This window comes from Candidatus Paceibacterota bacterium, from assembly GCA_035546035.1.
Taxonomy (GTDB): Bacteria; Patescibacteriota; Minisyncoccia; order Phycocordibacterales; family UBA6065; genus UBA6065.
On the sequence record DASZXC010000014.1, the window covers coordinates 1 to 13,727 of the forward strand.

9 protein-coding genes are annotated in these 13,727 nt (G+C 57.5%); 8 read left to right on the plus strand and 1 reads right to left on the minus strand.

The window, feature by feature from the left end; all coding sequences use genetic code 11:
- From VHE10_03555 to VHE10_03590, 8 genes are all read left to right on the plus strand, one after another.
- Positions 1-6,724 (plus strand): hypothetical protein (locus tag VHE10_03555; protein ID HVU06832.1); only part of this gene is annotated, 6,724 nt, incomplete at its 5' end.
- Entirely contained in the window at positions 6,721-7,716 is a 996-nt protein-coding gene (locus VHE10_03560; GenBank protein ID HVU06833.1) for a serine hydrolase, read from the plus strand. The genes VHE10_03555 and VHE10_03560, both read left to right, overlap by 4 nt.
- A gap of 13 nt (positions 7,717-7,729) precedes the next feature.
- Entirely contained in the window at positions 7,730-8,125 is a 396-nt protein-coding gene (locus tag VHE10_03565) for a hypothetical protein (protein HVU06834.1), read from the plus strand.
- 10 nt (positions 8,126-8,135) lie between these two features.
- On the plus strand, positions 8,136-9,470 hold the full coding sequence (locus tag VHE10_03570; GenBank protein ID HVU06835.1) for a dockerin type I repeat-containing protein: 1,335 nt from the start codon (positions 8,136-8,138) through the stop codon (positions 9,468-9,470).
- 1 nt (position 9,471) lies between these two features.
- Entirely contained in the window at positions 9,472-10,350 is an 879-nt protein-coding gene (locus VHE10_03575; GenBank protein HVU06836.1) for a hypothetical protein, read from the plus strand.
- Positions 10,302-12,056 (plus strand): hypothetical protein, encoded by a 1,755-nt coding sequence (locus VHE10_03580; protein ID HVU06837.1) that lies wholly within the window; start codon positions 10,302-10,304, stop codon positions 12,054-12,056. The genes VHE10_03575 and VHE10_03580 overlap by 49 nt, the downstream gene beginning before the upstream one ends.
- Positions 12,057-12,089: 33 nt before the next feature.
- Complete coding sequence (locus VHE10_03585) at positions 12,090-12,467, plus strand: VOC family protein (GenBank protein ID HVU06838.1); 378 nt, start codon at positions 12,090-12,092, stop codon at positions 12,465-12,467.
- 55 nt (positions 12,468-12,522) lie between these two features.
- Positions 12,523-12,906, plus strand: a complete 384-nt coding sequence (locus VHE10_03590; protein HVU06839.1) for a DoxX family membrane protein — start codon at positions 12,523-12,525, stop codon at positions 12,904-12,906.
- 10 nt (positions 12,907-12,916) lie between these two features.
- Here VHE10_03590 and VHE10_03595 read toward each other — a convergent pair whose 3' ends face one another.
- Positions 12,917-13,603 carry a response regulator transcription factor gene (locus VHE10_03595; GenBank protein ID HVU06840.1) on the minus strand — a complete coding sequence of 229 codons (687 nt, stop codon included), beginning with the start codon at positions 13,601-13,603 and terminating at the stop codon, positions 12,917-12,919.
- Positions 13,604-13,727: the final 124 nt, after the last annotated feature.

The following is a 13,727-nucleotide window of genomic DNA, read 5'->3' on the forward strand; positions in this document are numbered from 1 at the left end:
CAGGGACTTCGCTCTCTCCGGCGGATACCTCGCTCCGACGACGACGCGAACGATACTCGCGAACGGCGGCTTCGTGTCGCAGGCGTCGTCTACGATCACGGGCAATCTCAATATCACGGGTAATGCGACGGCGACCCAAGCGACCACGACCAATCTCGCGGTCTCCTCGATCGCTAATTCGCTCTTGAAGACGAATGGCTCCGGTTCCATATTGGCCGCAGTAGCGGGAACAGACTATGCGACCGTGGCGCAATTGTGGGCGACATCTTCATCAGATTATTATTCGTCGCAGTTCCGCGACTGGTCGGTTCAGGGAAGCGGTCTCTATCTGGCTCCTACGACTACGCGAGGCGTGATCGTAGCTGCATCGTCGACCGTATTCGCCCTCACTTCCCAAACATCGACCACCACGAATGCCACCACGACGAGCTTGTTCTCGACCACGGCATCGTCGACGAATCTCTTTGCGTCGCTCCTCGCGGTCCGCGGATCGGGCCTCGTCGTGAATGCGAACGGGGAAGTGGGCGTCGGTACGACGACGCCGAATACGGGCAGCGCCCTCTATGTCGAGAAGAATGCGAACGGCGGCGCTTACATGCAGTTCGTCAATCCGAATGCGGGCAATGCGGCCTTCGCATCGGTTGCCGTGGGCGGCAGCCAGAATACATCCGGCGTCGAATACGGCGAATTCGATTACGTCGGCCGAGGCTACACCGGCTCGGGAACGATATATAATCCGAGGACGACCATCCTCGCCGGCAACGATACGGGCGGCTTGAGCATCGGCGCACTGAACGCCGCCGGCGCGTTGAGCTTCTATAGCGGTGGACAGCTGAGCGCGAATCAGAGGATGTCCATAACCTCGGGCGGCCTCGTCGGCATAGGCTCGACCACTCCGTGGGGCCTTCTCTCCGTCAATCCGAATGGGAACGGCGTCGGCGCGCCGGAATTCATCGTCGGTTCTTCGACGGTAACTCATTTCATAGTGAACGGCTCGGGCAACATAGGCATCGGCACTTCGACGCCTACAGCAAAGCTCGAAGTCAACGGCCTCATCTATTCGGGAACCGGAGGCTTCAAATTCCCTGACGGCTCGACCCAGATAACCGCCGCCGGAGCGGGCGGAGGGTACGCGACTATCCAGGACGAAGGCAGCGGCCTTACCCAAAGGACGGTGCTCAACTTCACCGGTTCAGGCGTTTCCTGCGCCGATAACAACGGATCGGCGAGGACGGATTGTACGATAAACGCTGGTGCGGCGAGCGCGGGTGGCACGAACGGCCAGATCCAGTTCAATGACGGCCTCTCCCTCGGCGGCGCGGGAGGCCTGATCTATGTAAAAGCGACCGGTCAGTTCGGAGTAGGCACTTCGACGCCGTTCGGCGCCCTCCAGGTCGCGACTTCGACGAGGCCGCAGATCGTCATCTCTGACCCGACTGCGGGCGTCGATCAGAAGCATTTCTACGCGTCCTCTTCTCAGGGAGCTTTCACCATAGGAGAGGCGAACGATAGCCTTACGACGCTCACGCCCCGCTTGACCATAGACAATGCGGGCAATGTCGGCATCGGTTCGACGAGCCCTGTCGCGACCCTCTCGGTGTCGAGCTCTAACGCCCTTGCCGCTGCCGTCATAGACCAGACCAGCAATGGATCGCTCCTTGCGCTCCGCGCTTCAGGCGTCGACAAATTCGTCGTCGGCAACAATGGCGGGGTCACCATATCGGCAACGACGAACGATATCGTAAAGACGTCTACATCCAAGGGGACGGCGTCGGATTTCACCTTCGATCCGACGGCTATCCTTAACAACGTTACGTCCAAGAACGATACTATCGACCTTAATGACAGCACCTCGACGAATGCCGTTACGAGCGGCGTCGGTTCGGGTATGTTCACCGCATCGGCGACGACGACCCCGACGGCTATGGGAGCGGGCGGCGAAGTCATACTCCGTGACGATGGCCAGTACGTCGTTATCCACGGCGGCGGAACCGCGGTATCAGTCTGGGACGGCTATTCGAGCACGATGACTCCGCTCGGCACCACGCTTACCGCCAATGCCGGAGCCGGATCGATCGCGCTCCATCGCCCTGACGGCCGCTACCTTGTTATCCATGCCGGCGGCGTTAACACGACTACGCTCATCGATCCGTACGGCCGCATCCAGGCGATGCCCGGACCGACCGTCACCGGATGCTCCGCTCCGAACACGGGCACGAACGCTTTCCAGCGCCCTGACGGCAAATATTTCGTCATGTGCGGAGGCTCGGTGAACACCTCCGTATACGACCCGACGGCGAATACTTTTACTTCTGGTCCCGTGCTCACGACCGATACGTTCGGCGCGGGCGCGCACTCCATCCAGCGCGATAACGGCACGTTCCTCGTCATCGTGGGAGGCGGAACGGCGAACTATCTCTATAATCCGAACTTGGGAACTACGGGAGCATTCACGGTTAAGAACCCTATATCCGGTTTCCCGGCGGTCGCTGCGGGCGCGTTCTCGATACGAAAGGGCGACGGACGGTTTATCCTGTTGCCGGGCGCTATAAGCACCGCATATATCTATGATCCTGCAGAGACCGCATCGACGACCAATGCCGCTGCAGGAACCATATCGTCCCTCGGCACCGGACCGACCGTCGCGCTCAAGGACGGCGCGCAGGCTATATGGAGGACGGGCGGAACATACCTTCTCCTGATCGGATCCACCTCCGGCGTGACGAACATCATCGATCCTACCGCCTCGATCGGAAGCATGTTCACGGCAGGACAGAGTCTTCCAGCGGGCGGAACCTTGAACGTAGGCGCCACGGCGTTCATAAGGCCTAACGGCCACTATGCGATCGTAGGCGCCGGCGCGTCAGCATCGGCCGTCACGGACTATGACTTCGGCTATGTCATCGGCGGAACCGGCTCGTCGCCGGAACTTTCGGCGAGCTATGAAACCGAATGTATGTCGGCGCCGGGCCTTAACACCCAATCTACCCTGACGTGGCATACGGCGAACGAAGGAACCTATACGTTCATGGTCAAAACGGGCACGGGATCGTGCTCCGGCACGTACCATACGGTCGAGTCTAGCGGTGACCCCGTGCGTCCTGATAACACCACTGACAATCGCGTTCAGGTCAAGGTGTATCTGCAGCGCGACCTGCCGAAATTCAACGACCAGGAGTGGAATATCCGAAAGACGGGCCAGACGCGATATAGCAGGAACACCATAGATCCTACGATCTACGATTTCACTATCAATAACGGAGCGCTCTATAAGAAGAGCTTCATCGATTTCGCAAGCAATTCGTTCTCGACGAGCTCTGCTACCTCGACGATACCGATAACGGTCAATCTACAGGTAAAGACGGATGGCATCGGGCTAGCCTATTCTCAAGTCTCGAATCCTGAATATAACGGAACCGTGAACGCAACAGATGCGGCGAATTTCAATGCGGCGTTCGCGACTTCGACACCTCTCCTCTACGGAATCTCGTCTTCTACCCTCGTTATGAAGCGCCCTGACGGCACATTTGTGATCATCGCGGGCTCTTCGACACCGTCTTCCATAGTGCCGGCCCAGCTCTATAATCCTGCGACCAAGGCTATAACCAGCTTGGGAACCGGTCCGACTACAAACATAGGTCTCGGTGCTCTTGCAGTAAAGCGCCCTGACGGCAAGTTCCTCATTGTCATAGGCAACTCGACTGGTAACAGCACGGCCGGGACAGGAACCACGACGACGAACATATATGATCCCGTGACGAATACGTTCACGTATGGCCCGCCTCTTACTGGCAATGCTGGCCGCGGCGCGCTCGTCATACCTTTGCCGACGGGCAAATATCTTATCGTTCACGGAAGCTTTACCACGGGCACCTCGATCTATGACCCGCTTCAGAACAGCACTATCCAAGGTCCCGTGACCCAGAACGTCGTCGGCGGAGGATCTATGGCACTTTCGCGCCCTGACGGGACCTATCTCCTCATTCCAGGTACGACGAACGAGACCTGTACCCCGACTACGGCGACGAACCTCTTCGACCCTAATCAGATGCAGTTCCGCGCGAACCCTAACATCACTGTAGTGACCGGTACGGGTCCGGGCGCGACGGCCATTCAGAGGGGCGATGGCATGTGGCTCATCATAAAGGGCGGCGCCACGGCCTCTACGTGCGCGTTCATATCGACCACTAACATATATAATCCGATCACGAACCGCATGATCGTCGGGCCGACGCTCGCCGCGACCCTGCCAACAGGAGGATTGAAGCCCGAAGGAACGTTCGCTATTCCGATGACCCAGGACGGATCATGGCTCGTCATGATCGGCTCGGCCTCTACGACCAAGTCGCAGATATATGTCGAAAAGGCCGGCGTCGAGCAGGGAGTGACCGAAGATCTGCCTACGGGTGGAGCGCAGGGTATCTTCTATCCGACGACGGGAAATGGCCCGAGCGCGATCGCGACCTCCACTTTGCTTACTACGCCGGGAGGCTTCGGCCAGTATCTCGGCGTAGGACCGGGCGCCATCGCATTCCAGCGTCCCGACGGCAAGTTCCTTCTTATAGACGGTTCGGCATCCACGACCGCCTCATCTACGGTCACGCACGAAGTCGATACGGGATGGGTATCGAGCGGTCTCTATAAGACCGAACAGATGCTCATTTCGGACCTCGATTCGAGTTCCGTCCTCAGTTGGAAGATAAGCCCGAGCTATGCCGGAGTCTCGGCGGAAGTAAAGACCGCAGCCACCCAGACCGATCTTCAGGACGCGCCGACAAGGTCGATAGACAAGCCGGGCGAAAAGATCAATCCGGGCATAGGCGAGAAGTGGATACAGGTAACGTTTAATTTCAAGCGCGATTTCCCTTCATATACAGGCGTCTATCAGGATGTCTGGTATAACGGCTCGACCCCTGTATCCACCCAGCGAACGGTCACCCAACCCGTCTTGAGCGAGATCGCAGTCACCAAGGATATAGATTTCCTTAACCTCCAGGCCGACGGCGCTACGATGCTCCGCATCACGTCGAATGGCAACATATACAGCGCCGACGGGGCGACTATAAATACCTCGGGCGCCGACCTCGCCGAGCGATATACGTCGCAGGTCCCTCTGGAGAACGGCACCGTTGTGGCTATCGATCCGCAGAACAATCACGGCGTTATGCCGACGACGTACCAGTATCAGCCTGACGCTCTCGGCGTCGTGTCCACCGATCCGGGCTTTGTTGCCGGCGCGTATACCAAAGACTCGTATCCGATCGCTCTCATAGGCCGCGTGCCGGTCAAAGTGTCGACCGAGAACGGCATCATTCGTACGGGTGACAAGCTTACGCCTTCGAGCGTTCCCGGATATGCCATGAAGGCGACTCTTGCCGGCCATGTCATCGGTCACGCGCTCGAATCCTTCGATCCGTCAAAGGCCCAGGATTGTCCTGCGGGTGGTACGGCGGCGAATCGTCAGTGCGGCACGATCATGATGTTCGTGAATCTCGTCGACTATCTCGGCGCATCCATAGACGATGCCATCGCCCTGAACGGCGTCGTCCCTGGAAACTCTATCGCGATCGCTGACGGGGAAGCTACCGATACGGAAGACATGGCCGCCGATGCGACGACTACCTCGGCGCGATCGAGCGCCTCGCGCAGCCAGCAGATACTCGCGTACCTCGACGGCCTCAAGATGTCGCGCGCAGACCAGGCCGCGGCTCGTTCGGAATTGTTCGCCGATAAGATAAGCGCGGTCTCCGAGATCATATCTCCGACCATCACGACCCATCTCATGCACGCTGATTCGATCGAGGGATTGGCCACACTCGCGGTCGATTCTATAAAAGCAGATACCGTCAAGGCGCGCGATATAGAGGCGGACGCATTCACTGCCCGCGGGCTTAATATATTCAAGACCTCTCTTATTGCCGCGGTCGCAGGCATAGACGCTTCGTCTACTGACGCCTCGACGACGCTTGGATACGCGTCCACGACGACCCTTTCCGTCATGCTCGACGAGCTCGGCAACGGCTTCTTCGCGGGAGGCGTCAGCGCGCAGAGCCTCACGGCAGAAGGCCTCTCTGTAGCGACGATCGGGTCCGCTTCGACTACGGTGGACATACTCTCTGACGCGACGTTCTTCGGCAGGCCGTATTTCACGACCGATACCGGCGGCAGCGCCGTCATCAAGTCAGGCGCCCGGGAAGTTGCCGTCGTCTTCGACCGCGAATACATCGAGATGCCGATCGTGAGCGCCACGATCGCCCTTGAGGCCGCATCGTCGAGTCAGGACCTCGGAGACGCGATCTTTGACCAGGACATCCGCTATATCGTTGCGCGCAAGAGCGCCACGGGCTTCACGATACGCCTCAATAAGCCGGCTCCGGGCGACATAGGATTCAGCTGGATAGCCCTTGCGGTAAAGAACGCCAAGCTCTTTACATCCCGCGACGAGAGCGCGCCGGTACAAGAGCGGGTTCCGGAGCCGCTACAGGCGGGAGTGTCGGACGACGGGCAGACCGGCATAAGCGGTTCGACTATTACCGAAGCGCCTCCGCCGATAGACCTCACGACGCCTACGACGACTCCGGCGGCGGAAGGGGCGGGACTCGGTGAGAGTGCCGGAACGACGACTGCTTCGACGACCGACGATATTCCTGTTACGCTTCAGCCGAGCGGTGGGCCGCCGCCGACCGATCCCGGCGAGAGCGCCTCATCCTTTCCGCAGCCATGACTCTCCTTAAGAAACCAGCAGCCGTCGTCATATGCCTCGCCGCGCTCGCTCTCGGCTTCGCGGCCGGCAGGTATTCGATCGCTTCCGACGTGGCATCTCCTGATACCGACGTCATCGAGCGCAATACCAGGTACAGGTTCATCAGCCCTCTCCTCGAATGCGGAGACTACCAGGCGAGCAATCTCATGAACGGCGATGCGGCGGAGATCACCGAGGAGCTCAATGCATTCATAGAGAGGCAAAAAGCCAAAGACGCCGCCGAAGATGTCGCAGTCTATTTCCGTGACCTCAACAATGGCCCTTACGTGAACATAAACAGCTCTTATAGATTCGCCCCCGGAAGCCTTCTCAAGGTGCCGACGGCGATCGCCCTCTATAAGCAGGCGGAGAATGACCCTTCGATCCTTCTGAGACCCGCGACTCTGAAAGAGGGTGACGATAATTTCGATGGCATGCAGAATTTCGTTCCGCCGGAGCATATAGAAAGAGGGAAGGCGTATACCCTCGAAGAGCTTGCCCGCTATATGCTTGTCTATTCGGAGAACAATGCCGCATATCTCATCATCAATTCGGTGAATACACCGGCGCTCCTCGCGTCATACAGCGATCTGGGCATAGAAGCGCCGTCTCCCGAGGGCTATTCGATCAATGTCCGGGATTTCGGGTCGTTCTTCCGCGTGCTCTATAACGCGTCGTATTTGAGCCAAGATGACTCCGAGCGCGTCCTTTCGCTCCTTTCAGAGACGTTCTTTACCGACGGACTCGCGAAAGGCGTCCCGAAAGGCGTCGTCGTGTCGCATAAGTTCGGTGAAAGGACTACCGATGACGGTATGCGCGAGCTCCATGATTGCGGCGTCGTGTATAAGCCCGGCCAGCCCTACGTTCTCTGCATAATGAGTCGCGGAAAGAGCTTTGCGGGCCTCTCTGATACCATCTCCGGCATATCTTCGATCGTGTATGGCACCCTTCTTAAAAACAACCGGTCGTTTTGATATACTTCTCATTATGAACACCCTTAAGCAGACGCCTAAACCTGTCCAGATAGCCCTTATTTGCCTCATTGTCATTATCGTCGCCTCTCTCTCTTACGCCGCGCGCCTTCAGCACAGGGTCGCCGCTCTTGAAAATCCGAATCTCGTCGCCGATGCCGAGATCAAAGGGCTCGTGTCGAAGATCGGCCGATACATCGTGCTTCCCGCCGACGAGACGCCGACCCTCGCGACGGTATCCGATCCGGCGAGGCTCAAGGATCAGCCTTTCTTCGCCAATGCCGTCGTAGGCGACAAGGTCCTCATATATACCAATTCCAGGAAGGCCATTCTCTGGAGGCCGTCTCTCGACAAGATCATAGAGGTCTCTCCCTTGAACGTACCTCCGCCGGCTTCCTCGGGATCGAAATAGGATAAAGGCCATGCGCGCTTCTCGAAGCATCGCGGCTCTCAGTCTCCTTATGCTCACGGGCGCCTTTTCCGCCGTCTCGGCTCAGGAATATTCGTCGGTGAGCTATCGTTCGTCGAATCCTGTCATATTTCCGGCAGGCTACGGCACGTCGCCGTCGTTCGGCCTGTCGGGCGTCGTGTCGCAGGCGGCGATCGGGCCTTCGGATAGTGCTTCATACGGACTGTTCAGCGGTTTCGAATATTTTCCTCTCGTATCCACGCCGATCGTGGCCGCGACGCCTGACACGGCGGCGGTGAACCTGTCCTGGACGGCGTCTGAAGCATCGAACGGATTGAATGTGACGAGCTATTCGGTCGGGCAATCGGTCTCTCCGGGCGGTCCATATACGATGTTTAGCCTGGGCAACGCGCTCTCTTCCTCCCAGTCGGGGCTCGCTCCGGGCATTCGCTACTACTTCATCATCAAAGTTTTCGACGCCCTCGGCAACCAGATAGCGACGTCTACCGAGGTCTCTGCCATTCCTACCGCTCCTTCGACGACGGGCGGAGGGTCGAGCGGAGGCGGCAGTGGAGGTGGTGGCGGGGGCGGCGGAACAGGATATACAAGCCCTTCGGGAAGCGGGTCAGGCGTCAATTTTTCGGGCCGGGCATATCCGAAAAGCACCGTCACGATCCTCAAGGACGCAACGGTTATCACGACGACGGTCGCCGACGCGACGGCTAATTTCAAGGTGTCGGTCTCGAACCTGGGTCCGGGGAATTACTTTTTCTCCGTCTATAGCGAAGACGATCAGGGCCGCAGATCGAGCCTTCTCACATTCCCCGCGAGCGTCACGTCGGGCGTGACGACCAATATTGGAGGCATATTCATAACGCCGACGATTGCCCTCGATAAGTCGGAGGTCAAGCGCGGCGACGACATCGCTATATTTGGTCAGACGGCGCAGAAGGGTAATGTCACCATACAGGTCAATTCGGACCAGACGATGTTCGTGACGACGGATTCGGACGCAGGCGGCGTGTATCTGTATAACTTCGATACGACGCCCCTGGAATTGGGCGATCACAGCGCTAAATCTAAGACATCGGTAGGGAATGAGATCACGGCCTACAGCGCGGCCGTCGGGTTCATCGTAGGCACTCAGAATGTCCTGGCGGCTGCGCCTACCAAGGCCTGCAACGTGCGCGGTAACCTCAACGCCGACTGCAAGGTCAACCTCGTCGACTATTCGATCCTCGCATATTGGTTCAAGAGGCCGAACCCTCCGAAGAACGTGGATTTGAACGGCGACGGCAAGGTGGATCTCATAGACTTCTCGATATTGGCGTATAACTGGACCGGATAATATGAAAAAGATATTTTTCACCGCGATGGTCTTGATATTCGCAGCGCCCGCGCTTGCGGCCGCCGCGGTCGTATCACTCGACGCGCCTAAAACCGCGACCGTGGGCGAAGAGATCCTCGTCCGAGTCCTTCTCGATACCGAGAAAGACAAAGCGAATGCCGTCTCCGGATCGATCAGCCTTGATCAAGGCGCGCTTTCCGTGCTCCGCACATACGAAGCACAGTCGGCTATAACCGTCTGGATAGAGAAGCCGACGATCGTCCCTGCGACGCCGGCCAGACCGACTTTCATAGAATTCTCCGGCATCACTCCAGGCGGTTTCCAAGGCAGATTCGAGCTCTTCTCATTCATCGCGAGATCTTCGAAGGCGGGCATAGCAATGCTCCGGCCATCAGACTTCATCGTCCTTAAGAACAACGGGGAAGGGACAGCGGTCGCGACCCGTTCGACTCCCGCATCCGTCACCATTCAGGCCGGTTCGAGCACGGCGACCGTGTTGATCGCCGATGCGGTCTCGCCGGAAGGCTTTGCGCCTGTTGTGGCCTCTTCGAAAGACCTCTTTGACGGCAAGGCCTTCGTATCGTTCTCGGCTACGGACAAGAATACGGGCATAGATCATTATGAATATGCCGTCTCTCGCTTCTTCGCTCCGAAACCATCGGCCTACATGGTCGTCACCAGTCCTTTGGAACTCGATCAGGCCTCATATTCCAAGCGGATTTTCATAAAAGCCGTGGATAAGGCGGGTAACGTCCGGATATCCTCAACCTTCGGCCCGCGCTACTGGGAGAGCCTCTCTCTTTGGGGTATACTTATCCTCATACTGGCACTATGCGCTCTTACGTATATAAGGCGGCGATCTTCCTCTGTGCGGCGATAGTTCTCGCCGTTCCATTCTTTGCCTCTGCCGACACGCTCTATGTCTCTCCGTCTTCCGGCTCATACACGCCGGGACAGACGTTTTCCGCGCGCGTCTACGTATCGTCTCTCGCGCAAGCGATCAATGCCGTTTCGGGGACGGTGACCTTTCCCGTAGAAAAGCTCCAGGTCGTCTCCGTATCCAAGACGGGTTCGATTCTGACTCTGTGGGTACAGGATCCGTCGTTCTCAAATAGCCAGGGCACGGTCTCGTTCGAAGGCGTCGTCCCTAACCCTGGTTTCAGCGGCTCCGGCGGCTCTCTCGTTACCATAACGTTCCGTGTCGTCGGGCAGGGAACGGCCCAGATCAAATTCTCGTCTGGATCAGTGCTCGCCAATGACGGCAGCGGCACGAATATCCTCAAAAATCTCTACAACGCCACGTATATGTTAAGCGGCTCGACGGAGCCGGCATCGCCTGCGCCGACGGTCTCTGCGCCGGCTACCGATTCCGAACCGGCCGTTGATCCTCTGGCTCCGAAAAAGCCGATTGTCCGATCGTCTACGTATCCCGATTCGACGCATTGGTATGCGGTCCATGAAGGCGCGTTCTCGTGGGACGTTCCAGGCGATGTGTCGTCCGCGCGCATACTCCTCGGCAGGCTGCCGGGCTCGACGCCAACGGTCGTCTATACCCCTGCGATAGAGAGCAAGACCATACCCGACATCGAAGACGGCGTCTGGTACCTCCACGTCCAGTTCAAAAACGACCACGGCTGGGGAGCGATCAATCACTATCTCTTCAAGGTAGACGGCACCAAGCCTGAAAGCTTCGTCATAAAGCCTCTTTCGACGTCCGACGATACCGATCCTACGCCGCAGTTCTCATTCAATGCGACGGATAGCGGTTCAGGCATAGACCATTACACAGTTCAGATAGACCTCAAGGATCCGATCACCTGGCGCGACGACGGTACGAGCGTATTCACGGCTCCGACACTTTCTCCGGGTCCGCATACGATCATCGCCAAGGCATTCGATGAGGCCAATAACTTCACGTCGACGTCCATAGACTTCAGTGTCGCGGGCATAACGGCGCCGAAGATCACGTCGTACCCTGAAAAGATAAGCGATTCGTCACCTCTTGTGGTCAAGGGCGTGTCTTCGCCGAATGCTATGGTGAAAGCGGTCCTCGCCAAGAGCGACGACGATCCGTTCACCCAGACCGTCACGTCGGATAATCAGGGCAATTGGGCCGTCGTATTCGATTCCGAGCTTCCGAGCGGCGCCTATAAGCTGACCGCAGTCGCCATGGACAAGCGCGGCGCCCAGAGCGAGCCTTCGCCTGAAAAAGTGGTGCTCGTCCGCACGTCATGGCTCATATCTCTGGGCTATTCGGTCATGAGCGCTCTCGCTATCACCGTCCCTATCGCCGCGCTCGCATTCGCCATCGTCTTCATATTCATGTTCGGCTTCCACAAGATCCGTATCATGAAGAAGAAGCTTCGCAAAGAGCTCCACGACGTCGAACGCATGGTAGATAAGGCGTTCGCTCTCCTCAAGGAAGACGTCGAGGACAGCATACACTTGCTCGAACACACCAAGAGCAAGCGCAAGCTCACCGACGAAGAGGACGCTATCGTCACGCGCCTTCGCAAGAACCTCACCGAAGCCTCGAAGGTCATCCACAAGCAGGTCGAGGATATGGAGCGGGAGATAGAGCGCTAGACGTAGTAGGTATATAGCTCATACAATAATCATATGAAAATCAAAGAAATCGCTTTCGTGGCGTATGCCGTTACCGACGTCAGACGAGCCCGCGCATTCTATGAAGGGACGCTCGGACTGAAGCCTGATTCCGTCATGGAGCAGGGCAACGACTTCGCTTTTATCGAATACTGGATAGGGGAGCATGACGAGCATTGCCTCGTCATCGGTGCAGGCGCGCCCAATTTCAAGCCCGGCAAGACGGGCGCCACGGCCGCTCTCGAAGTAGACGATTTCCAGGCATTCGTGGACAGGCTGAAAGCCGCGAACGTCAAATTCCTTATGGAACCCGCAGAATGGCCGTCGTGCAATATGGTCCTGATCGAAGACCCTGACGGGAACCAGATCATGATCCATCGCAGGAAGCAGTAATAGGAGCGGCGGTGTATACTGGAACTGTTATCCCTTTAGCATTCTTTTGACACACATGACTGTCGCATTCACTCTCGGACGAATCATCGTCGGTCTCTATTTCCTCATCAACGCCTATAACCACGTCATCAAAGGTTCGCACATGGTCGGCTACGCCGCTTCGAAAGGCGTTCCGGCTCCAAAGCTCGCCATAACAGGCAGCGGCCTACTCCTCCTCGCGGGTGCTCTCTCGATCCTGTCGGGCGTCGCGGTGTTCTGGGGCCTTATCGCTCTCCTCGTATTCATGATTCCGGTCACGCTCAAGATGCACGATTACTGGAAAGAGACCGATCCTATGGCAAAGATGAATGCGCGCATCGCATTCCAGAAGAATATGGCCATCATCGGCTTTCTCCTCATGGCTATGGCCATTCCGACTCCGTGGACGTACAGCCTCTAATCGGTCGACGCTAACGCATAACTTTATCCTGGACCCCGATCCAATAGCCGCGCCCTGGGGCGGTGTGTATGATCTTGCGCCTTGAATCGCCGTCTATTTTCCTGCGGAGGTTCCGCATATGGACTTCGATGGTATTCGATAGGTGATCGGCGTCGCTTTCCCAGACGCTTTCAAGGAGTGTCCCGCGCGATACGATGGCGCCCGCACTTCGGAGGAGGCATTCGGCCAGAGCGAATTCTTTCCGGGTAAGGTACACTTCGCGCTCTCCGACGATCGCCCTCTGGCGGGCGGTATCGAGGACCAAGTCGCCTGCGGTGAGGACAGGTAAGATTATCTGTGCCGGCCTGCGGACCAAGGCGCGGAGGCGCGATACGAGCTCTTTGGCCGAAAAAGGCTTGGTGATGTAATCATCCGCGCCGAGATCGAGGAGCTCGATCTTGTCGTCTATGTCGCACATAACGGAGAGGGCGAGCACGGGCATGTTCTTGCCGCTCGCGCGAACCTCTTTCAGCACCTCTTTGCCGTTCTTTCGCGGCATGACGTTATCGAGGATGAGGGCGTCGTATTCATTAACGCGGGCCATGTATGAGCCTTCGGCGCCGTCGCCTGCCGTGTCCACCGTAAAGCCTTCGGACGAGAGCTTTTCTTTAAGGAAGCCGCGGATATCAGGATCGTCGTCGATAACGAGTATTCTCATGGGTTTTCAGGTTGCTGTCTATTGTATATAGGCCGCAGACTGCCACAATCAGGAGTTATACACAAATTAAGCTTTTCTTAATCTCTATTTTAGTCCGTATAATAATCGTACATTCATAACCATT